This window comes from Pseudochelatococcus lubricantis, assembly GCF_011762225.1.
GTDB classification, from domain to species: domain Bacteria; phylum Pseudomonadota; class Alphaproteobacteria; order Rhizobiales; family Beijerinckiaceae; genus Pseudochelatococcus; species Pseudochelatococcus lubricantis.
The window spans coordinates 372199-394736 of the sequence record NZ_JAASQI010000004.1; the positions used below are offsets into that span (position 1 = coordinate 372199).

At 66.2% G+C, this 22538-nt stretch carries 19 protein-coding genes; 5 read left to right on the plus strand and 14 right to left on the minus strand.

Going from position 1 to position 22538, the window contains the following annotated elements; all coding sequences use genetic code 11:
• Nucleotides 1–319 precede the first annotated feature (319 nt).
• Both FHS82_RS10945 and FHS82_RS10950 read right to left on the minus strand, forming a co-directional pair.
• Entirely contained in the window at nt 320–2152 is a 1833-nt protein-coding gene (locus tag FHS82_RS10945; protein WP_166952384.1) for a L,D-transpeptidase family protein, read from the minus strand.
• Nucleotides 2153–2182: 30 nt separating this feature from the next.
• Nucleotides 2183–3754, minus strand: coding sequence for a sigma-54-dependent transcriptional regulator (locus tag FHS82_RS10950; protein WP_166952387.1), 1572 nt, complete (start codon nt 3752–3754; stop codon nt 2183–2185).
• A 370-nt stretch (nt 3755–4124) separates the two neighbouring features.
• Here FHS82_RS10950 and FHS82_RS10955 point away from each other — a divergent pair, with 370 nt between their 5' ends.
• On the plus strand, nt 4125–5939 hold the full coding sequence (locus FHS82_RS10955) for a M3 family oligoendopeptidase (protein WP_166952390.1): 1815 nt from the start codon (nt 4125–4127) through the stop codon (nt 5937–5939).
• 4 nt (nt 5940–5943) lie between these two features.
• Here the strand turns inward: FHS82_RS10955 and FHS82_RS10960 are convergent, their stop codons facing one another.
• From FHS82_RS10960 to FHS82_RS10970, 3 genes are read right to left on the minus strand one after another with little or no spacing between them, the layout of a single operon-like run.
• Complete coding sequence (locus FHS82_RS10960) at nt 5944–6738, minus strand: ABC transporter ATP-binding protein (RefSeq protein WP_166952393.1); 795 nt, start codon at nt 6736–6738, stop codon at nt 5944–5946.
• On the minus strand, nt 6735–7826 hold the full coding sequence (locus FHS82_RS10965) for a FecCD family ABC transporter permease (protein WP_166952396.1): 1092 nt from the start codon (nt 7824–7826) through the stop codon (nt 6735–6737). Before FHS82_RS10965 ends, FHS82_RS10960 begins: the two co-directional genes overlap by 4 nt.
• An 11-nt stretch (nt 7827–7837) precedes the next feature.
• On the minus strand, nt 7838–8827 hold the full coding sequence (locus FHS82_RS10970) for an energy transducer TonB (RefSeq protein WP_166952400.1): 990 nt from the start codon (nt 8825–8827) through the stop codon (nt 7838–7840).
• A gap of 339 nt (nt 8828–9166) precedes the next feature.
• Between FHS82_RS10970 and hemH the strand changes: the two genes are divergently transcribed.
• Together hemH and FHS82_RS10980 are read left to right on the plus strand one after the other, a co-directional pair.
• On the plus strand, nt 9167–10231 hold the full coding sequence (gene hemH / locus FHS82_RS10975) for a ferrochelatase (RefSeq protein WP_166952403.1): 1065 nt from the start codon (nt 9167–9169) through the stop codon (nt 10229–10231).
• Between the two features lie 47 nt (nt 10232–10278).
• Complete coding sequence (locus FHS82_RS10980; protein ID WP_166952406.1) at nt 10279–11268, plus strand: KpsF/GutQ family sugar-phosphate isomerase; 990 nt, start codon at nt 10279–10281, stop codon at nt 11266–11268.
• Between the two features lie 310 nt (nt 11269–11578).
• Here FHS82_RS10980 and FHS82_RS10985 read toward each other — a convergent pair whose 3' ends face one another.
• From FHS82_RS10985 to FHS82_RS11010, 6 genes are all read right to left on the minus strand, one after another.
• Nucleotides 11579–12442, minus strand: a complete 864-nt coding sequence (locus FHS82_RS10985) for an isocitrate lyase/PEP mutase family protein (protein WP_166952409.1) — start codon at nt 12440–12442, stop codon at nt 11579–11581.
• 482 nt (nt 12443–12924) lie between these two features.
• Nucleotides 12925–13746, minus strand: coding sequence for a tellurite resistance TerB family protein (locus FHS82_RS10990; protein ID WP_166952412.1), 822 nt, complete (start codon nt 13744–13746; stop codon nt 12925–12927).
• A 157-nt stretch (nt 13747–13903) separates the two neighbouring features.
• Entirely contained in the window at nt 13904–15688 is a 1785-nt protein-coding gene (locus tag FHS82_RS10995) for an ABC transporter ATP-binding protein (RefSeq protein WP_166952610.1), read from the minus strand.
• A 94-nt stretch (nt 15689–15782) separates the two neighbouring features.
• Nucleotides 15783–16445: a class I SAM-dependent methyltransferase gene (locus tag FHS82_RS11000; protein ID WP_166952415.1), complete on the minus strand. Its 663-nt coding sequence runs from the start codon at nt 16443–16445 to the stop codon at nt 15783–15785.
• A complete protein-coding gene (locus tag FHS82_RS11005) occupies nt 16442–17602 on the minus strand; it encodes a glycosyltransferase family 4 protein (RefSeq protein WP_166952418.1) in 1161 nt (386 codons plus the stop codon). The genes FHS82_RS11000 and FHS82_RS11005 overlap by 4 nt, the downstream gene beginning before the upstream one ends.
• A 63-nt stretch (nt 17603–17665) precedes the next feature.
• Nucleotides 17666–18388: a fused DSP-PTPase phosphatase/NAD kinase-like protein gene (locus tag FHS82_RS11010; RefSeq protein ID WP_166952421.1), complete on the minus strand. Its 723-nt coding sequence runs from the start codon at nt 18386–18388 to the stop codon at nt 17666–17668.
• A 142-nt stretch (nt 18389–18530) separates the two neighbouring features.
• Here FHS82_RS11010 and FHS82_RS11015 point away from each other — a divergent pair, with 142 nt between their 5' ends.
• Both FHS82_RS11015 and ppa read left to right on the plus strand, forming a co-directional pair.
• Nucleotides 18531–19037, plus strand: coding sequence for a GNAT family N-acetyltransferase (locus tag FHS82_RS11015; protein ID WP_166952424.1), 507 nt, complete (start codon nt 18531–18533; stop codon nt 19035–19037).
• A 228-nt stretch (nt 19038–19265) separates the two neighbouring features.
• Nucleotides 19266–19808 carry an inorganic diphosphatase gene (gene ppa / locus FHS82_RS11020; protein WP_166952427.1) on the plus strand — a complete coding sequence of 181 codons (543 nt, stop codon included), beginning with the start codon at nt 19266–19268 and terminating at the stop codon, nt 19806–19808.
• A gap of 213 nt (nt 19809–20021) precedes the next feature.
• Here ppa and FHS82_RS11025 read toward each other — a convergent pair whose 3' ends face one another.
• The 3 genes from FHS82_RS11025 to rsmG all read right to left on the minus strand — a co-directional run bounded on the left by FHS82_RS11025 (nt 20022) and on the right by rsmG (nt 22536).
• A complete protein-coding gene (locus tag FHS82_RS11025; RefSeq protein WP_166952430.1) occupies nt 20022–20918 on the minus strand; it encodes a ParB/RepB/Spo0J family partition protein in 897 nt (298 codons plus the stop codon).
• Nucleotides 20919–21023: 105 nt separating this feature from the next.
• Nucleotides 21024–21869, minus strand: coding sequence for a ParA family protein (locus FHS82_RS11030; RefSeq protein ID WP_166952613.1), 846 nt, complete (start codon nt 21867–21869; stop codon nt 21024–21026).
• Nucleotides 21856–22536 (minus strand): 16S rRNA (guanine(527)-N(7))-methyltransferase RsmG, encoded by a 681-nt coding sequence (rsmG, locus tag FHS82_RS11035; protein WP_166952432.1) that lies wholly within the window; start codon nt 22534–22536, stop codon nt 21856–21858. The genes FHS82_RS11030 and rsmG overlap by 14 nt, the downstream gene beginning before the upstream one ends.
• Between the last annotated feature and the right edge of the window lie 2 nt (nt 22537–22538).

A 22538-nucleotide genomic window follows, 5' to 3' on the forward strand; every position in this document is an offset into this window, starting at 1 on the left:
AGAAACACGGTAAAATCGTAAATATGCACACAGGACAGGTGATTAGAGCGGCGGGCATCGAAGCGCCCTCACGGCCGCCGCTCCATGTCGTTGTCGACGCACAATCTTTTTTTAAGGAAACGGCACCCGCCTCCCGGAATCGTGCACCGGAGCGGCGAACGGGAACCCGAATCACCCCGCCACTCCCCGTTTTTCGTCCGGGCATCGAATTCGATGCCCTGGAAGCCGTCCTGTTTACGTTGAAACAGGACGGATTCTGGCTTCCTTATCTTGAGCGGATTCTGATCGACCAGATGATTCCATCTGATCGGAACGCGCTCTAGAGACTGCCCTGAGCGCGGTCGACGGCTTCAAGGGCGGTCTTCATGCGTTGATCGTAGCCATACACGTCCGGCAACGTCACGATCTTCCCATCCGGCTCCACGCGCAGCGTGAAGTACGTGAGATGGATGGGCAACGGCGTCTCCAGCCGGATGCTGCGTTCCTTGCCGCCGATCAGGCGTTCGAGACGGGTCTGCGTCCAGCCGTTGCCGAGCACCTTTTCGGCGAGTAGCAGCGGATTGTCAACACGCACGCAGCCGTGGCTGAGCGCCCTGTTGCTCTGCTTGAACAGGCTGCGGTTGGGTGTATCGTGCAGATAGATGGCCAGATCGTTGGGAAACATGAACTTGATCGTGCCGAGCGCGTTGCTTTCCCCCGGCGGCTGGCGCACGCGCACTGTTCCACCCTGGCGGATCACCTCGTAGCCGCGCCGCGCCGCGTAGCCGGGATCGCGCGCGAGCGCGGGCAGAATCTCGTTCTTGACGATGGACGGCGGCACATACCACGACGGATTGACGACAATATATTGCATCGTGTCCGAAAAGATCGGCGTCGGCGAGTCGAGCTTGCCGATGATGCCGGCCGTCGTATGGACGATCCTGTCGCCGTTCACGATCTTTACGTTCTGCTCCGGCACGTTGACGAGCGCGTATCTGTCGCCGAATTCGTGCGGGAACCAGCGCCACCGCTCCATGTTGATGCGAAGCGCCATCGCGAGCCGCGCCGTGTCGACCCGCGCGCCGACAGGTGGCGGCTCGCCGCCCGCGAGCGCGATCACCGTGCGACGGTTAGCCGCGCCGTTGCCCGGCAGCCCCTTCTCCTTCTGGAAGGCCGCGACCGCCTCCGCCAGCTTTTCGTCATAGACGCTCGCGGTCTCGGCGTCGTCCACGGGGCTCAGGCCGAGGCGCGCGCGGATCAGCGGCACGCGCTCGTCGCGCATGCCGATCTTCAGCGTCGGCCCCTGGGACAGGCGCGCCACAGGCGGGCGGGGAGTGTCCGGGCCGAGCCCCTTCAACGCCGCGAGCCGCGCCCGCAGCGCCGCATACTGCGGCGAGCGCGGCTGGTAGCTCTCCAGCGCGGCGCCGGCATCCGCCGCGAGATCAGCCACGGCGGCGAGCACGGCATCGGCGGCCGGCAGATCCGGCGCGGGCATGACGAGCGTGCCGATCTTGCGCCGGTCGAGCCGCGCACCGCGCGCATCCCGCGCGTAGGAAACCAACGCCACGGACAGCCGTATGTCTGCTTCGGCAAGCGCATCAAAAGCGCTTGAGACCGGCTCCGCCACACGGTAGCGCGCGGGCGAAAGGCCGTGGGAACCGGCGTCGCCAAGCACCTTGAGCACGGAACGCGCTGCCTCGTTCCACACGCCGTCGCGCAGCCAGAAGGGCGCAAAGCCCCGCGCCTCGTAGGCACCCACGAGGGCCTCGCGCTGGTCGCGCGGCAGGCGGGACGCGTCATCCCCCAGCAGGAACGCGCCGATCATGGTGGGCAGATCCGGCGCGGCGACGACGACGGGCGACGGCACCTCCGGCACGGGCAATCCAAGCTCGTCGCGTGCGTCCCCGGCCGCCCGCGCCTCGCCGTCCAGCGCGGAGGGCAGCGCGAGGTCCACGCTCGCCTCCCGCGCCAGCGGCGCGATCGAGCCCGTGGTGAACGGATCGGCCCCGCCGGCGGCGCGCGACAGGAGGGACTGGGACACGGCAACCGGCGCCGCCATCGCGACGCAGGCCATCGCTAGACCGGCGGTCGCGGCCGCGCGCGCGAGGGATGCGCGGCCCGAAGCCGCCTTCCCGCGACGGCTCCCCGCCCCGTCGACATGACGCCGATCCATAGCCATCCTCCCTCGTCCGGCACGCGCCGTTCAGACTGCGACCTCAGTATCCTCTTGCCCGACCTCCGGGCCCGGCCCGTCGCCAGGCACGACGACATCCGCCCCGGCGCTGCCGTTAGCCTCGCCATCGAAGCAGACATTCTTGAGTTTTCGGTAAAGCGTCGAGCGCCCGATCCCCAGACGTCGCGACACCTCCGACATGCGCCCCTGATAGTGACGGATGGCGAAGCGGATGATATCCGCCTCGATCGCCTCCAGCGGGCGCACGTCGCCGTCTCCATCGACCAGCGTCACCGCGGACGGATCGCCCGCCCGCGCCTCCGCCTTACCGTCAAACGCCTCATCGGCGCAAGCCCCCGCGGGCGCCGGCGCAAGGCGGAACCCCGTGAACGGCCGGGCGGCATCGGCGGCCATGCGAGCCGCGATCTGCGGCAGGTCGGCGGTCGTGATCCAGTCCCCTTCGGCCAGTGCAACGGCGCGGAACATCGCATTCTCAAGCTCCGCAACGTTGCCGGGCCACGAATAGCCGCGCAGCAAGGCGAGCGCGTCGGGCGCGATGTCGCGCACCGCCTTGCCCTCGGCGGCGGCGAAACGGGCCAGAAACGAGTGCGCCAGCGCGCCGATGTCGCCGCGCCGGGTGCGCAATGGCGGCAATGTGATCGGCAGCACGCTGAACCGATAGAACAGATCCTCGCGGAACGCCCCCCGGCGCACCGCCTCCAGCAGGCTGGCGCGCGTGGCGGCGATCACCCGCACGTCCTGGCGCGCGTCGCCACGCGCCGCCCTGCCTGAAGCCGTCCGCCGGGCGCGCTCACGGTCGTCGCCGGCGTTCACGATCTGCATCACCTGCGCCTGCAGGGCGGCCGGCAAGGCATCGACATCGTCCAGATAGAGCGTGCCGCCCTGCGCCTCGCACGCGCGCGCCGCGAACAGCCCGTGTTCGAGGCTGGCGGGGGTGGCGATGGCGCAGCGCAGGATCGCGAACGGCCGCGTGCGCCGCTCTTCCCCGCCCGCGTGGATGAGGCGCGCCAACATCTCGCGGCCGCTGCCCGCCTCGCCCTCGATCAGCACCGGCAGGCCCGGCGCGCGCGCGGCCCGGCCCGCGACCGACAGAGCCCGCACCATCGCCGGATCGTCCGCCACGATGCCGGCCGGTGAAGGCGCGCGTGCGCCGAGCGTCTGCACGAGGTTCTGCGTGCGCAGCACATCGAGCCGCAACGCCTGCATGCGCAGGGCATTGGCGACAGAAACCGCCAGGCGCTCCGGACTCACCGGCTTGACGACGAAATCCGCCGCGCCCGCCCGCATCAGGCCGGCGACGACATCGGCCATGCCGGGCGCGACGGCGGCGATCACCGGCGGTGCGCCGGGCAGGGCGCCGAAGCGCGCGATGGAGGCCCCGTCGCGACCGGTCGCGGCGGCGTCGGCGACCACGAGGTCGATGGCCGGCGCACGGCCGGGCAACTGCCCGCCCGCCGTCAGCAGGGCGCGCGCCGCTGCCGCGGATTCGGCCTCGACCGTCCGGTGCCCCAGCGTTTCGGCGACCTGCGCCATCCGTCTGCGCTGGATCGCTTCGTCGTCAACAATGAGAATGGTCGCCATGACTGCCGGATATAGAGACTGCCAGAGAGCGGGACGGCCGGATCGGGGCGCCCCCTTTTCCGTGTCCCGTTTCGGAACACGTTGCAACGGCGACAGTTAAACGTGCGTTAACGCTGCGGCGCGAAAACCACGTGGATCGCCACATCGCGGTCGTCTGCACGTCCTGGCAGGTGCCACCGCCATTCGCCGAATCGGCCGAGCTGGCCCAGAGGCCGTTAATGACCATGGATAGGGTCATTAACAGCCGCTAACCCGTTGGGCGGACGAAGCGAAAATGGGGTATCCACTTTTTCGGGAAACGCTACTAAGTTGAGCGTACGTCCCGAACCCGCTTCATATTTGCCCGCCGAATGCCCGGAGCCCACATCCCATGTCCACCAGCGCCGCCTCGTCGAACCAGCCTTCCCTCGGCAACCTGCCGGAATGGAACCTGACCGATCTCTATCCCGCGATCGACGCCCCCGCATTCGCCGCCGACCTCGACCGCGCGCTGTCGCTGTCGGCGGCGTTTTCGGGGGACTACGCGGGCAAGCTCGATGGCCTGCTGCGCGGCGCCAGCGCCAGCGCCGACCTCGGCGAGGCCGTGCGCCAGTATGAGGCGATCGAGGACCTGATCGGACGCCTCGCCTCCTACGCGAGCCTGGTCTATGCGGGCGACACGACGGACCCGGTGCGCGCCAAGTTCTACGGCGACACGCAGGACAAGCTCACCACCGCCTCGACCAGCCTGCTGTTCTTCGCGCTGGAACTGAACCGGCTCGACGATGCGCTGCTGGCGCAGGCCGCCGCAGACGAGCCGCTGGCGCGCTGGAAGCCGTGGCTCGACGACCTCGCCAAGGACAAGCCCTACCAGCTCGACGACGCCATCGAAAAGCTGTTCGTCGAGAAATCGGTCACCGGCCGCAACGCCTGGAACCGTCTTTACGACGAGACGCTGGCCTCCCTGCGCTTCGACGTGCGCGGCGAGAGGCTGACGCTGGAGGAAACCCTCAACAAGCTTCAGGAGCCCGACGCCGCGCTACGCAAGGATGCGAGCGAGGCATTGGCGAAGGTGTTCACCGAGAACGCGCGCGTGTTCACGCTGATCACCAACACGCTGGCCAAGGACAAGGAAATCTCCGACCGCTGGCGCGGCTTCAGGGATATCGCCGATTCCCGCCACCTCGCCAACCGGGTGGAGCGCGAGGTCGTCGAGGCATTGTCGGACGCCGTGCGCGCCGCCTACCCGCGCCTGTCTCACCGCTATTACAGGCTGAAGGCCCGCTGGCTCGGCAAGGATGCGCTGGAAAGCTGGGACCGCAACGCGCCGCTGCCGGAGACCGACAACCGCGTCATAGGCTGGGACGAGGCGCGCGACACCGTGCTCGGCGCCTATGCCGGCTTCTCGCCGCGCATGGCCGACATCGCCCGCGAATTCTTCGACAAGAGCTGGATCGACGCACCCGCCCGCCCCGGCAAGGCGCCGGGCGCCTTCGCGCATCCAACCGTGCCTTCCGCCCATCCTTACGTTCTGCTCAACTATCTCGGCAAGCCGCGCGATGTGATGACGCTGGCGCACGAACTCGGCCACGGCGTGCATCAGGTGCTGGCCGCGCCGCAGGGCGCGCTGCTCGCCCCCACGCCTCTGACACTGGCCGAGACCGCCTCCGTGTTCGGCGAGATGCTGACCTTCCGCAAGATTCTCGGCGCCACCGACGACCCCGTCCAGCGCAAGGTGCTGCTCGCAGGCAAGGTCGAGGACATGATCAACACGGTGGTGCGCCAGATCGCGTTCTACCAGTTCGAGCGCAAGGTTCACACCGCGCGCCGCGAGGGCGAGCTGACGACGGGGCAGATCAACGACCTGTGGCTTTCCGTGCAGGGCGAGAGCCTCGGGCCGGCGATCCGCCTCAATCCCGGCTACGAGACGTTCTGGACCTACATTCCGCACTTCATCCACACGCCGTTCTACGTCTATGCCTATGCCTTCGGCGACTGCCTCGTGAACTCGCTCTACGGCATCTACCAGAACGCGAGCGAGGGCTTCGTGGAGAAATATTTCGCGCTGCTGTCGGCGGGCGGCTCGAAGGGCTATCGCGAGCTGCTCGCGCCCTTCGGCCTCGATGCGGGCGATCCCGCCTTCTGGCAATACGGCCTCAACGTCATCGACGGCTTCATCACCGAGCTGGAGAAGCTGGAGGCGTGAAAAACTAAACGGAAAGAGCGCGGTCGCTCAGCACGATCGGGAAGCCGCGCGAGCACCGCTCCACCCGGCCCTCGATGCCGTAGGCACGGCGCAGCAGGTCCGGCGTCATCACGTCCTCGGGCGCGCCGGCCGCCAGCACGCCGCCGCCGCCGAGCACGATCACCGCATCGCAGAAACGCAGCGCCAGATTGACATCGTGGATGGCGATCAGGCAGATCGCGTTTTCGCCGCGCGTGATGCCGCGCACCGTTTCCAGCACGTTGAGCTGCCAGCGCAGGTCAAGCGCGCTGGTCGGCTCGTCGAGCAGCAGCAGCGGTGGCTTGCGCACCAGCACTTGCGCCAGCCCCACCATCTGCCGCTGGCCGCCCGACATCTCCGACAGGCGCCGCAGCGCGAGCCCTCGCAGGCCGAGCGCCGCGAACACCTCCTCGACCCGCCGCTCAACCTCGTCCGCGGACAGATCGCCGCGCACGGCGCGAAACGCGCTCGTTACCGCCTCGTAGGCGACGAGCGAGGTGGGCTGCGGCAGTGACTGTGACAGATAGCCAACGAGGCGTACGCGCTTCGCCAGCGGCAGGCGGGCAAGGTCGGTATCGCCGAGCCGGATGCCGCCAGTAGCAGGCCGCAGGCCCGCGATGGCCTTCAGCAGCGTGGACTTGCCCACCGCGTTCGAGCCCACCACGGCGACCAGCGAACCGGGCGCCACGGGGCCGATGTCGAGATGCGAGAGCACCGGCGTGCGGCCATAGCCGACGCTGACGTCCTCCAAACGCAGCGGGCCGCCCGCCGCATCGCTCATGCGCGCCTCCGCTGGGTGAGGATGAGCGCCATGAACAGCGGGATGCCGACGAGCGACGTGACGATGCCGACCGGCAGGATGAGGCCTGGCACCAGCACCTTGCTGGCGATGGAGGCCAGCGACAGCACCAGTGCCCCCGCGAGCGCGGCACCGGGCAGGTAGAAGCGATGATCCTCGCCGAGCGCGAGGCGCGCGATGTGCGGGCCGACGAGGCCGACGAAGCCGATGGTGCCCACGAAGCACACCGCCGCCGCGGCGAGCAGGCTCACCCGCAGCATGACGAGAAGCCGCAGCCGCTCCACCGGAATGCCGAAGCTGCGCGCATGGTCCTCGCCGCCGCGCAGCGCCGTCATCGCCCAGACATGCATCATGGATGCCGGCAGGCACAGCGCCAGCACGCCGGCGACGATGGCGATCTTCCCCCATGTCGCGCGTGTCAGGCTGCCCATGTTCCAGAACACCACCTGCTGCAACGCATCCGCGTCGGCGACGAACTGGATCAGCGCCACGAGCGCGTTCAGCACGAACACCATGGCGATGCCGAACAGCACGACAGTATCCACCGTCGCCCCGTAAAGACGCGACAACCCCTGGATCAGCATGGTCGCGCCGACAGCGAATACGAAGGCGCCGAGCGCCACGCCGTAATTCTGGTCTAGCCAGGCGGGCAGAACGTTGAAGACGATGACGACGGAGGCGCCGAGCATCGCCGCCGCCGACACGCCGAGCGTGAAAGGGCTCGCCAGCGGGTTGTTGAGCACGGTCTGCATCTCGGCACCCGCGAGACCGAGCGCCGCCCCCACGAGCACGGCCATCGCCGCGTAGGGCAGGCGCACGTCCCACAGGATAACGGCTTGCGAGCGGCTGAGCGCTTCCGGCGCGACAAGGCCGCGCAGGATGTCGCCGACCGTGAGACTGGACGTCCCCGTTGCGACATCGGCCAGAAAGGACAGAGCCACCACGACCAAGAGGACGACCAGAATGGCGACGCGCACCGCGATGAAACGGGCATACTGGCGCGACAGGCCCGTCTGCGTGTCGCTCGCGACAGCCGGGGCCCGCGTCGCTTCGTCGCCGGAAATGGTCATACGCTCTCAGTTCATCGCAAATCGAAACGGATCGGGATGGTGTAGGTCAGCCGGGATCCCTGCACATCCGCCGGAACGGCCGGCAACGGTTCGGCGCGCTTTATCATGGCCGTTACTTCCTGATCAAGCAGCGGAGCGCCGGAGGAGCCGACGATCTTGTAAGACAGCAGCCTGCCGGCCCGGTCCATCGTAAACTGAAGATGCGCGATGCCTTCCTCTCCCCGCTGCCGCGACAGCGCGGGATACCGCTGATTGCGCTTGATATGGGCGACAAGGCGGCTGCGCCACGACGGCGGCGTCGCGGACGGGTTGATCGCGCCGCCCTCCGAGGCGGCGGAGCGCGCGCCTGGCCGCCCCTGAGAGGCCGGCGGCGCGGTGGTGCGTTCTGCCTGTGGCTTGTCGGAGGTCTTTTTGGGCGCCGGCTTTGCCGGGGCCTCCTTCTTCGGCTCCGGCTTCGGCTTCGGTTCCCGCTTGGGCTTTGGCTCAGGCTTGGGTTCGGGCTTCTTCTCGACCACCGGGCGCGGCGCAGGCGGGGGTGGAGGCGGCAGGGTAACCGCCGGCTCCGGCACCGGCGGCGTCTCGACGAGTTCGGGCACCGGCTCCGGAGGCAAGGGCTCCGGAGGCAGCGGCTCGGGCTCGACGACAGGCTCGGGAGTAGGCTCGGGTACGGGCTCGGGCGGCGTTTCGGGCACCGGCTCCGGCTCCTCGATGGGTGGCACGTCCTCGACCGGCGGCAGATCCTCCATGGGCGGCGCTTCCTCGGCCACCGGGCCAGGTTCTGCTGCTTCCGACGGGACAACCTCGGGCGCCGCCGCCATCGGCTCCAGCTCAAGCATCATCGCCGCCGGCGGATTGCTGGGCAGTTGCTCGCTCTTTCCCCACGCATTCACCAGCGCGACGAGGCCGCCATGCGCCGCCAGAGCCACCACGGCCGCCAGAATCCAGCGCGGCAGCCCACTCGGCTCGCGACCGTCGTCATAGTGAAAGGTTGCCAAACTCATCGCGCCACAACTCAGGAAAACCGCACACGATCCGGATGCGCTCACGCCCCGCACGGGGGCCGAGCGCGTTAACTTTCGGTAAGACAGGGCAACAAGTAGCTTTCCCGCGCCACGGAATCAAGAGAAATAATCAAATAATTTCAGCAGCTTAACACTTTAGAAGCAGCAAAAACAACTGAAAAAGCGCCATGTTCAAAGCCGGTTACGCGGCGGCCGTTTTGCACCGCGGCCATTTTGCCATGGGTTCGCCACGCGCTTGTGAGGTTGGATCGGCGCGCAAATCGCATTACATGTTGGCGGCCCCGCGCACCGCAGGGCGAACCGACAAGGGGACTCCGCATGCCGCCAGCCGTTGCGCCGACCGCGCCTGCCGCCGACGAATTTCCCGTCTTCAGGAGCGGGCGGATCGGCGTCCTGCTGCTCAATCTGGGCACACCGGAAGCGACCGACTACTGGTCGATGCGCCGTTACCTGAAGGAGTTCCTGTCCGACCGGCGGGTGATCGAGATCCCGCGCCTGATCTGGTGGCCTGTACTCAACCTGATCGTGCTGACGAAGCGCCCCGGCCCCAAGGGGCGGGACTACGAGAGCATCTGGAACCGGGAACGCAACGAATCGCCGCTGAAGACCATCACCCGCTCGCAGAGCGAGAAACTCGCGGAAATCATCGCCGGAGGGGCACCGGAACAGGCGGCGCGGATCACTGTCGACTGGGCGATGCGCTACGGCCTTCCCGACGTCCGGAGCCGCCTGCAGTTCCTGCAGGATCAGGGCTGCGACCGCATCCTGCTGGTGCCGCTCTACCCGCAGTATGCCGCCGCCACCTCCGCGACCGCCTGCGACAAGGCCTTCGAGGCGCTGATGACGATGCGCTGGCAGCCGACCATCCGCGTCGCCCCGCCGTACTCCGACGAACCGGTCTATATCGACGCGCTCGCCACGAGCCTGCGGCAGGCGCTGGCTTCGCTCGACTTCGAGCCCGAGAAGATCCTCGCGTCGTTCCACGGCGTTCCCAAAAGCTACATCCTGAAAGGCGACCCCTACCGCAGCCAGTGCCTGCGGACCCACGCGCTGCTGTGCGAGGCGATGGGGCTGGCGCCGGACCGGCTGCTGCTCACCTTCCAGTCCCGCTTCGGCACCGAGGAATGGCTCACACCCTATACGGACGAAACGGTGAAGGGGCTGGCGCAGAGCGGCGTGAAGCGGCTTGCCATCATCACGCCCGGATTCTCGGCGGATTGCCTGGAGACGCTGGAGGAAATCGGCGTGGAGAATCGCGACATCTTCCTGCAAAACGGCGGAGAACGCTTCGCCGCCATTCCCTGCCTCAACGACACGCCAGAGGGCATGGCCGTCATCGCCCATGTCGTGCGGCGCGAATTGCGCGGCTGGATCGACATCTGATCCGCCGCACGCCGCACCTGATTTCCACACTGGAGGACCCCGCCGCCATGCCGGCCGCCCGCAAAGCACCTTTCGACGCCCTCACCTCCGCCCTCGACACCATCGAAACCGAACGCCGCGGGCTGGATCAGCTCGCGCAGGCGCTGCGCGACGGGCTTGGCGCGCCGTTCCGGGCGGCGGTAAGCCGCATCCGCGAAGCGAGCGGGCGCGTGATCGTCACCGGCATGGGCAAATCCGGCCATGTGGGGCGGAAGATTGCGGCCACCCTGTCGTCGACGGGCACGTCGGCCTATTTCGTGCACCCCTCGGAGGCGAGCCACGGCGATCTCGGCCAGATCCAGACGGACGACATCGTCCTCGCGCTTTCATGGTCCGGCGACACGGCGGAACTCGGCGCGATCCTCACCTACGCCAAGCGCTTCAGTATCCCGCTCGTCGCCATTACGTCGAACGCCGAATCGGAACTCGGGCGCGCGGCCGACATCGGGCTGATCCTGCCCCGGGCGCTGGAGGCCTGCCCGAACGGCCTCGCCCCCACCACCTCGACCACCATGCAGCTCGTCATCGGCGATGCCCTCGCCGTGGCGCTGATCGAGGCGCGCGGCTTCTCGGCGCAGGATTTCAAGGTGTTCCACCCCGGCGGGCGGCTCGGTGCGCAACTGCGCTTCGTGCGCGACATCATGCACACCGGCCCCATGCTGCCGCTGGTGCGAAGCGGCAGCAGCATGGCGCCGGCATTGGTCGAGATGAGCGCAAAGGGCTACGGCTGCGTGCTGGTCGACAATGCGGACGGCACGCTCGCCGGCATCATCACGGACGGCGACCTGCGCCGCCACATGACGAACGACCTGCCCACACGCACCGTCGACGAGGTGATGACCCGCACGCCCAAGGTCATCTCGCCCGATACCCTCGCCGGCGAGGCGGTGCAGATCGTCGAGCGCACGAAGGTCGGCGCGCTCATCGTCGCCGACGATAACCGCCGCCCGGTCGGCATCGTTCACATCCTCGACCTGCTGCGTGTGGGAACAGTATAGCGTTTTCGCATCTCGACCGAATCAAGAAGCCGAAACCCTTGAGCACGTCCGTCCAGAACAGCTTGCGTTCAAGTCGATCCATCGACTTGAACGCAAGTTTCTGTAAAATATAAATTTTAGAGTGCATAGTTTGATTGCATCAGAACGTCTGGCGCTCCAGAGTTCTGTCAAGGCGATAGTGGACTGCATGTCGACGGGTCGTCAAATTTGAGCGGACTCTTTAACTGGCAGACGAAGACGTTCGACAGGTGGCCGCGGCCTTACCGACGACAAGGCACGCCAGGTCATCAGCGACCACATGCCCGCCGCCTCAGCCCCGGCTGCGATTGCGGCCCTTGCGCAGGTCCTGCCGAAAGAACTGGTTGATCTGCGTGAAGGGTACGGCGCTCCGGAGGCTGGAGAAGGAGCCGCTGGCCGCGATCTCTTCCGCCGCGTGCATGAAGCCGCCCCAGGCGGCGCGGCACATGCCCGACCCGCTGCTGAGCCAGCGCACCCCGAGTTCCGCATAGTTCTTGATGGTCAGCCCGCATTCCGGCTCCACCACGATGCTGACGGGGCATGGCGCGACAGCCTTCACGATGGCCGTGATATCAGCCGGGTTGACGACACCCGGCACGTGCACGGCCTCGGCCCCCGCCGCGACATAGGCCTTGAGGCGAGCGAGGATGCCCGCAAGCGATTCCTCGTGGTTGTTGGTGAGCCGCTCGACGCCGGCCGTGAGCACCACACCCGTGCCACTCGCGTCAATGGCCGCGCGTGCCGCCCGGACCCGATCAACGGCCAGTTCCAGCGGATAGAACGGATGCTGGTGATCGGGCGTCGTGTCTTCGATCATGATGCCGGCGACGCCGGTCTCTATGCACATCAGCACGTTCCGCGCGACATCCTCCGGCTCGTTGGCATAGCCGGACTCGAAGTCGGCGCTGACCGGGAGGTCCGTCGCCGCCACGATCTCGCGGATGTGCTGGAGCATGACGCCACGCGGCACGGCCCAGTCGGTATCCGGAAAACCGTCTGCGAAGGCGATACCGGCGCTGGTGGTGGAGAGCGCCTTGAAGCCAAGGTGCTCCAGATAGCGCGCCGTGCCGACATTCCACGGATTGGGCAGGACATGGGTGCCCGACGATTCGTGCAGCTTGCGGAAAGCGCGCCGGCGTTCGTGGATGGTGCTCATGGCGCTCCCTCTTGCAGCGCCCTGCGTTGCGCCGCTCCAAAGCTGTGGCTCAGTCCGTGCTTCTCCCCGACGACGCGCCGGTCTACAGCTCGTTTCATCCTCGCCTGTCCATCATTTTCCAATTCATCAAACCGCTCCCCGGCGGTTCGCACGCCTATCAAAAACAGGAAGGGGAGCGGCCATCCGGAATGGCCGCTCCCCCGCAAGACAATCGCATGGATGGCGCAACGCACAGCCGCCACGCCGCCGGCGCGAGCCGACAATGGCAGAAGAACGTTCGGCAACAGGAACCGATGGCTGGCGTCATTGGCGTTTTCCCGGGCGCTTTGTCGCGCATCCTTATTGGATTTCCGTCCGGCAACACCTTTGCGCAGATCGGCGCCACAAATCAACCGTCCGAGCGATGCGCGGAACGCTGCTCACGGTTGCACAAACGCATTAACATCCGGGTGCGCCGACCGTCCCGTCCGCCATTCCGCCCGTCACACCTTCGCGGCAGTGGCGCCGGCGTCGATGTGCGCCACGAGATCCGGCGAGAGAGAAAGCGCGTCCGCCAGTTCCTGCAGGTAGGCGCGCTCGGCCTCGGTATCCGGCTCGATGGCAAGCCGCGACGCCGTGTAGATCTGCACGGCGAGTTCCTCGCTGGTCGCCGCCGAAGCAAGCTGGGTGATCGACGCCGGGTTGGCGAACTCGCGGTCCAGAAATTGCGTGGCCTCCGCCTGGAAACCGACCTTCGTCAGATTGCCGATGATCCGGCCGCGCTCTTCCGTATCAATCTGGCCGTCCGAAGCCGCAGCCGCGATCATGGCGCGGGCCAGCACCAGCGCCGTGTCCTGAGAGACGGCATCGGCACCGAAGGCGGAGTCGCGCGGCGGCGCCTCGATCGCGGTCTGACCTGCCCAGGCCGGCTGGCCGTTCTGCCAGCTCTGATAGGCCTTGTAGGCCAGCCCTCCGATCAGGGCGATGCCGCCGAGGCTTGCGGCGGAGCCGGCAATCGACTTGCCCGACCCGCGCGAGCCGAGCAGCAGGCCAGCAAGGCCACCCGCAACGGCGCTGGCAATGTTGCGGCCCTCCGGCGAGTCGAGATACTGGCGCGCCTGGCTGACCAGATCCGCGCCCGTCTCGGTGATGGAGCCGGGTTGGCCGCCCGTTCCGCCGGTCAACTGGCCGATGACGCTGCCCAGCAGATCGCCGACGCTTCCGCCGGCAGCGGGCGTTCCTTCGGCAGGAGCCGCACCGGCAGAAGAAGGACCGGCGGCGGCAGAACCGATGAGCGCATCAAGTAGCTTCTTTGCATCAAGCATGAACAGCTCCCTTGGTTAACGATGCATTAACGTTAAGCGGAGCGCAGCGTGTACACCAGAATTTTATTGCCATGCAGCAGCAAAAGAAACGCCCTCGATCGGCGGAACACGTCACAATTCTGTAAATTTCTGAACTGTATAGCGCCGCTCTCCGGCTTCAGACTGCGTCGTGTTTTTCGGTGTCGTCGGTCAACTGCAGGCGCTGCAGGCGTGCGTAAAGGCCGTCGCGAGCCACCAGGTCGTCGTGGCGGCCCTGCTCGACAATGCGGCCGCGGTCCATCACGAGAATGAGGTCGGCGCGCCGCACCGTGGACAGCCGGTGCGCGATGACGAGCGTCGTGCGCCCCTGCGTCAGGACGGCGAGCGCATCCTGAACCATGCGCTCTGCCTCGGCATCGAGGGCGCTCGTCGCCTCGTCGAGCAGGAGGACCGGCGCATCCTTCAGGATGGCGCGGGCCAGCGACACCCGTTGGCGTTCGCCGCCCGACAGCCGGGAGCCGCGATCGCCGACGCGGGTGTCGTAACCCTCCGGCAGCGCATCGATGAAGGCATGCGCCGCCGCCGCTTTTGCCGCCGCCACGATCTCCGCGTCCGACGCGCCGGGACGGCCGAACCCGATATTGGCGCGGATGGTGTCGTCGAACAGCACGACCTCCTGGCTGACGACGGCGACCTGCGCGCGCAGGCTTGCCAGCGTCACCTCGCGCACATCCCTCCCGTCTATCAGCACCGCGCCACCGGTCACATCGTAAAGGCGGGGCACGAGCGCCATCAGCGTCGACTTGCCGGAGCCGGAGCGGCCGACGAGCGCCGTGAGCTTGCCCGCCGGCAGCGTGACATCGATGCCGTCGAGCGCCGTCACGTCGTCCCGGTAGCGGAAGCGCACGTCGCGGAAGGCCACCTCGCCCTGCGTCAGCGCGAGGGGTTGCGCATCCGGCCTGTCGACGATAGCCGGCGGCAGGTCGAGAATGTCGTAGTAGCGCCGCAGCGCCGCCATCGCCTCCTGCACGATGGCGTTGAGGTTGCCGATGGAGCGCACGGGCTGGGCCGCCATCAGCAGCGCCGTGATGAAGCCGGTGAACTCGCCCATCGTGCTGTTGCCCTCCACGATGCGCCAGCCGATCAGCACCAGCACGCCCGCGACAGCGAGCCCGCCGCCGACTTCAAGCAGGGGGTCGAGCCGCCCGCGCGCATTGGCCGCCTTGACCTTCAATTCCCGCACGGTCTCGAAGGCCTGCGCCGCCCTCCCCTTCAGATAACCCTCAAGGGCGAACACCTTGGCGACACGCGCGCCGGCAAGGCTTTCGGAGATCAGGTTGGCCATCGCCCCGATCTCCTCCTGCGTGGAGGTGGCGACGCGGCGCAGCTTCCTGCCGAGCCGCGCCACCGGCTGCGCCACGAAAGGCGCAATCAGCCCGGCGACGATCGTCAGCACCGGGTCAATCCACAGCATCGCGCCGACGAGCGCGATCACCGTTGCCCCGTCGCGCAGCAGCACGGTGAAAAGGCGCGTCAGCGCCTCCTTGATGTAAGCGAAATCCGTCGTGAACCGCTGCGTGAGCGTCGCCGGGCTTTCGCGGTCGAGCTGCGCCAGATCGGCGTCGATGAGATGGCTGTAAAGGGCCGTCTGCATATCGGCCTCGATGCGCGAGATCACGCGGTTGGTCAGCACCGTCTGCCCCAGCAGCGCGAAGCCCCTGACGCTCGTGACCACGATGACGAGAAGCGGCGCGATCGCGATGGCGCTGGCGTCACGCGCCGTGAATGCGTCGAACGCCTCCTTGATGAGGACCGGGTAGAGTGCCGAGGCGCCCGCGATGACCGCGATCAACACCAGCACCAGCGACAGCGCGCCGCGGTGCGGGCGCATCTGATCCCGCCACAGGCGCCGGATGGTCGGCACCGTATCGCCGCGCGCGAAGGGCGTTCCCTTCCCGAGCATCCTGCCCAGAAAGAGCGGCGACGGACGCCCCGCGGCGCGCCTGTCGGGGTTGGGGTCAGGCGATGGATTGCTGGTCATCATGTCTCCGCACGAATCATGTCCCCGGCGTGATGCGCGGCTGCCAGACACGGCTCGTCTTGATTTCGGCATCCTCCAGCGCGCGCGTCACCGGCACCCTGTAGGTCGCAAGGCAGTCGAGCCGATCCTTGGGAAGATAGCTTCGTCCGGGGTCGCCGATCAGCACGCGCGCGCCGCGCCGTTGCAGCGTCACGAGCCACGCGAACACCGCCTCGGCAAGATCGCGCTCATAGCATATATCCCCAGCCAGCACGACATCCCAACCCTCATCGCGCCCGACGATATTGTCGGTGCGGACCTTCAACCGCACGTCATTAGCCAGCGAATTGACGCGGATGGCGCTTGCGGCGAAGGGATCGATATCGGCCGCCTCCACGCTTTCCGCCCCCGCCTTCGCCGCCGCTATCCCGACAAGGCCTGAGCCGGCAGCGAAATCGAGCACCCGCAGTTCCGCCACCGCATCCGGATAATCGAGGACATAGCGCGCCAGTGCCTGGCCGCCGGCCCAGGCAAAAGCCCAGAAGGGCGGCGGCAGCCCCATCTCGCCCAGCTCCTCCTCCGTCTTCTGCCACAGGGCCGTCGCCTCGTCCGCCACGAACAGGCTGATCTCCGGCGCATGCGGCACAGGCAGCAGTCGCGTGTGAGAGCGGATGAACGCTTCGTGGTCGGTGATGGTCATGACGGCCTCCTGAGAAGGCTCGCATACAGCGTCTTCACCGTATCCATCACGTGGCGCTCGGTGAAACCGCTCTCGACCCGTGCCCGCGCCGCGAGGCCCATTTCCTGAACTCGCACCCGATCATTTGCCAGCGAAACGAATGCCTGAGCCAAGGCAATCGCATTGTCAGGTGGCACGATGAGACCCTCGACGCCGTCGCGCACCAGACGCCGGCAGCCCGGCACGTCGGTGGTGACGATGGCGCGTCCGCTCGCGCCAGCTTCCAGCAGTGTGCGCGGCAGCCCCTCCCCGCCCCGGGACGGGAGGCATGCCACCTCATGCGCCCGCCAGACGGAGGGCACGTCCTGCGTCGCACCGCACCACGCGATGCCAGGCCGCGCGCCCCATTCCCGCAATGTCTCCTCCGGCACGGCGCGCGGGTTAGACGGATCGGGCGCGCCGTAGAGCGACAACGTCACGTCAGCGCCGGCGGCCCGCGCCATCGTCAGCGCCTCGACGGCGAGATCGATGCCCTTCGACCACAGCATACGCGCGACCACGGCGATTCTCAGGCTGGTCGACGGTGCTGGTCGCGTGACCGGGAACGCCGCCGGATCGACCCCCGCCCCGCCGACGAGCGCGACTTTGCCGGCATCGGCCGGATCGAGCCCCAGCATGCGGGCGTCGTCCTCGTTCTCAAACAGAAAGCGCGTTCGCGGTCCATCGAGCAGCGGCCGCAGGACGCCCCGCAGCAGCGCCCGCGCCGTGCGGCCGATGACGTCCGCGCGCGCGCCGAGGAAGCCGAGACCGGTAAGCGCATGCACCTTCGCCGTTCCGGCCGGGGCGGCCAACCCACCGAGAACGATCGAACGCAGCGCGATGCAGTGCAGAATATCCGGGCGTTCGTCGCGCAGCAGTTGCCGCAACCGCTTCAGCGTCGCCGCAACCGCCAGCGGATTGAGGCTGCGCCGCTCCGCCTGCAGGGGAACGACGCGCGCACCTGTCGCGGCAATCGCCGCCACATGATCGCGCACGCGCGTGATCACGGTGACCCGCAACCCGAGTTCGCACGCCGCCCGCGCCATCGGCAGGAAGTGCGACACGAAAAACCAGTCTTCCGTCACCAGGAACACGAGATGCGGCGCTGCACCGGCTTCGCTATGAACGTTGTCAACCATGGAAGGCATTATCCAGCTTCCTGTCCCGTCGACAGACGTCCCTTCCTGCTCGTCCATGGAACTTCATTCCCGATGCAGGATGCGGTCGACGAGAAATGCGGACCAGAAATTCGGGCGGAAGCGCGCCCTCAATTTATCCGGCTCATAAACAGTCGTGACCCACGTCATGAAGTCGAGGCCGGCTGCGGCACCTTCCTGCCGGTAGAGTTCGAAGAAGGCGTCGAGTATCCCTGTCTTCGCGAAGCGGAAGTGGCCGTAGCGCAGTGATAACTCGCGCACCGCCTCTTCGACGGGCCGCCCCTCATGCACCAGGAGAAACAGCGCCGCCATGAAGCCGGCTCGATCCGCGCCCGACTTACAGTGAACGAGAACAGGATAGTCGAGAGTCTCGAAAAACTTTTTCGCCGACAAAACTGTTTCTCGGGACGGCGCCTCCCGCGACCGCACCACGAATTCCGCAAGTGTAATGCCGTTGCGTTCGCAGGCGTCGCGCTCCAACGGCCAGGAGCCGTACTCGCGCCCGCCGCGCAGATTGACCACCGTTCGCACGCCCAGGCGCGCGATGGCGTCAATATCCCGGGGCGACGGTTGCGCGGCCCGCCAGAAGCGGTCCGTCACCTTGTGGCGATTGAGATAGATTGCCCGGAATATGCCATGATCGACGAACAGCATATTGACGTAGGCTTTGAGGTGCGCCCAGCCGCCTTCCAGCGGCGCATCCCAGCGCCTGATGCGGGCCATGCGGCGCGCATAGCGCACCTCGGGCTTGTTAAAACGGTTGAACACGGGGTCCCGAATGTCGTTGCAGTTGTCCTACGCCATAGCAGGCCGCGTGCGACACCACAACACGTATGAAATCTTGTCCATGTTCGAATCCATATCGGCTTTGCATCTTGTCGCCAGACACAGCTCATCCTAGACTTTTCATATGAACGAGGTCGTCATCAACATCCGCGCCGCACGACCGTCAGACGCCACGGCTCTGGCGGCGGTCCATGACGTTTCATGGCGCGAGGCCTATCGCGGCATCATCCCCGGGGTAGCGCTCGAACGCATGATAGCCTATCGGGGGCCGGGCTGGTGGCAGAAGTCCATCGCGCGCACGCGCTCTCTCATCGTCCTCGACATCGGCGAGCGTATCGCCGGTTACGCCAGCTTCGGCGCCAGCCGCAGCTTCTCCCTGCCTCAGCAGGGTGAGATCAGCGAGCTTTACCTCGATCCGGTCTTTCAGGGGCTTGGCCTCGGCACGCAGTTATTTGCGACCGCGCGGCGGGAACTCGCCATGCAACGCCGCCGGGGCCTCGTCGTTTGGGCACTGCAGGATAACGAACGCGCCGCGCGCTTCTACGAGAGGCTGGGCGGCCGGGCGCAGGTGAACGAGAACATTCGCGTCGGCGGTGTGTCGCTGATGCGTACGGCGTTTGTCTTTCCGTGATACCGCCGCCGTCACGGTAACGGTGTGAGCCAAAATGCGGATTTCACTTTTATAACCGATGCTGTAGAAAGAGCCGCCGCCGTGGTTGCGGCGTCATGCGGTACGGGCTCCTGTCCGGTGGCGTCGCGGCACGCTGTCTCCACCCGCGTCCGCGCGGTTTCGGCTGGCCAGCGCTGCCAGCACCGCCGGAACGTCGCATCATTGTCTATCCTGTCAGGAGTTTCCGACATGCGTCTCGACGCCATTGCCATCGGCAAGAATCCCCCCCACGACGTCAACGTCGTCATCGAGGTGCCGATCGGCGGGGAACCCATCAAGTATGAGCTGGACAAGGAATCGGGTACCCTTTTCGTCGACCGCTTCCTGTACACGCCGATGCGCTACCCGGGTAACTACGGCTTCATTCCGCACACGCTTTCTGGCGACGGTGACCCGGCTGACGTGCTGGTCGTCAACACCCGCGCCCTCATTCCTGGCGCCGTCATCTCCTCGCGCGTCATTGGCGTGCTCATCATGGAAGACGAATCCGGGCAGGACGAGAAGATCGTCGCGGTTCCCTCCTCCAAGCTGACCAAGCGGTATGACCGCGTGAAGAACTATACCGATCTGCCCGAAATCACGCTGCAGCAGATCGAGCACTTCTTCCAGCACTACAAGGATCTGGAGCCCAACAAGTGGGTCAAGATCGTGCGCTGGGGCGACGCTGAAGAGGCGCACAAGCTGATCAACGAAGCCATCGAGCGCGCAGCGAACCAGAGCACCGACAAGTAATTGGCACTGATGTCATTACCGGCCCGGATGTCGGCGATGGTATGATAAACGGATTACGGCGCGTCGACGCGCCGTAACATCCGCATCGAGATGTTTGAGGGGCGTTGATTTGCATCTCGTTTCTGCTCCGGGATATGAGCAGTAGTCTGCCGCAGACCGGTTCGGGATGGCCGGGCAGTCAACCCCTCACCCTTTACACAGGCGTTCCTGCGGTCAGCCCCGCAGACGACGGCAAAGGTTATCAAGCTGGTCGAGCGTCTTGTAACGCACCTTGACCTCGCCACCACCATTCGCCTTGTGCTCTATGGAAACAACGAGCCCCAGAACTTCCTCCAGCGCCTGCTCCAGCGCCCGGGTATCGGGGTCCTTTTCCGGCTTGGCCCGAGCGGCACGGCGATTGCCGCCGCCCTCCCCTTCTCCCTGAGTGTCACGCTGGGCGATGCGCTCCACATCGCGCACCGTCAGTCCCTGCGTGAGAATCTGCCGCGCCACGGCCTCCGGGTCCGCGACTGTCAGCAGCGCCCGTGCGTGCCCGGCAGAGAGTTCTCCGTCATTGACGAGTTGCTTGATCGACGCAGGCAGCCGCGAGAGGCGTAGCGTGTTGGCGACGTGGCTGCGACTCTTGCCAATGATCTGTGCAAGGTCGTTTTGCGAATAGTTGAACTCCGCAATCAGTTGCTCGTAACCGGCCGCCTCTTCGAGCGGACTGAGGTCCGTGCGTTGCACGTTCTCGATGATGGCTATTTCAAGCGCCACACGATCGTCGGCCTCCACGACGACAATGGGCACCTGATGCAGGTTCGCGCGCTGTGCCGCGCGCCAGCGCCGCTCGCCTGCAATGATTTCGTAGACATCGGCCACGCCCGGCAAGGCACGCACGATAATGGGCTGGATGAGACCACGTTCGCGGATCGATGCCGCCAGATCGTCGAGCGCCTCTGCGTTGAATATCTTGCGTGGGTTGCGCGGGTTAGGCCGCAGGAACTCGATCGGAACCTTCTGCGTCCCCGCGCTGGTCTGGCGCGTCTGGGCTGCGAACTCGTCACCGACGTCGCCGATCAGCGCCGCAAGTCCCCTCCCCAGGCGGGAACGGTTTGAATCCTCAGCCATACTGATCTCCATTACCATGGCCCACAAACGGCCCTCTCTCGGCAGCCCGATCCGTTTTCGGTGGGTCCGCCCTCATCGCCGACACCTGTCGGTGTACTTCCGTCATCAGGCGGCGCGCAGCGCCCGTTCCCGTTGAATGATCTCGGAAGCCAGCTTCAGATAAGCCTGCGATCCCGCACATTTCAGATCGTAAAGCAGCACCGGCTTACCGTGGGACGGTGCTTCTGAAACGCGGACATTGCGCGGAATGATTGTATCGTAGACCTTCGCGCCCATGAACTCGCGGACGTCGGCAACGACCTGGTTCGAAAGGTTGTTGCGCGGATCGAACATCGTCAGCACGATACCATGTATCCCGAGCCCCGGATTGAGCGATACGCGCACCTGCTCCACGGTTCGCAGCAATTGGCTCAAGCCTTCAAGCGCGAAAAACTCGCACTGGAGCGGCACCAGCACGGCATTCGACGCCGTCAATGCGTTAATAGTCAACAAGTTCAACGACGGCGGGCAATCGATGAGGACATAGGTAAAACCGTTGGGGCGGATGTCACGTCCCAGCACATCGATAGCGCGGCCAAGCCGGTGCACCCTGTCCTTGCTGGCGGCGATCTCCAGCTCCACGCCCAACAGATCCAGCGTCGACGGCGCCACGGCGAGACCCGGAACAGCCGTTTCCAGCAACGTGTCCTGCAATGTTGCCGAGCCGACCATGACATCGTACGTCGAAATCTTGCGGCTCTTCCTGTCAACCCCAAGTCCGGTCGATGCATTGCCCTGCGGATCAAGGTCAATAATCAGGACACGCTCGCCGATCGCCGCAAGCGCCGTTCCGAGATTGATCGCGGTCGTTGTCTTACCGACCCCACCCTTCTGGTTGGCCAGCGCCAGCACGCGAATTCCCGCCGAAACACCGCTGCCGGAAGGCTCCATAAGCTGATTAACGTCGGCCATGACCGCCATCGACCTCTTGCAGTTCCCGAACGACAAGAATGCGACCGCGGGAATCAACCAAGCTCGGTAACGCATCCACAGTGATTCTCCAGTATTTGCGCGCCTCGGTCAATTCACTCTCCCAGTCCTGCCCCTTTGGAAATACCCCTGTTGCACCGTTTCTCAACAGGTCTTTCGTCATATCCAGCAGCTCGGCAAGCGGAGCCAACGCGCGCGCTGTCACAGCATCGACTGGCGCCCCGCCGAGGATCGGCAGAATGTCAGCGATACGCCCCTGATGGACTGCGGCGCTGGCGCCGGTAGCTCGGATCGCGTGACGCAGAAAGGTACATTTGCGCCCGTTGCTTTCCACGAGATCGATATGCCCTTCCCCCCGTTCACGCAGCAGAATGCCCAGAACGATACCCGGAAACCCTGCTCCGGAGCCAAGGTCGAGCCAATGGCGTGCGTCGGGCGCGTGCCGGATAAGTTGCAACGAATCCGCGATATGGCGTGTCCAGACATTGGCCAGCGTGCCCGCCCCGACAAGGTTCTTCACGGCTTGCCAACGACGCAGCTCTTGCACCAGAATCGTCAGCCGATCGGATGTTTCACGTGAAACAGAAAACGCTGTCAGCGTTTCAAGCCTGTCAGCGTCCGGCGAAGATAAATCAGACGATGAAATCATTC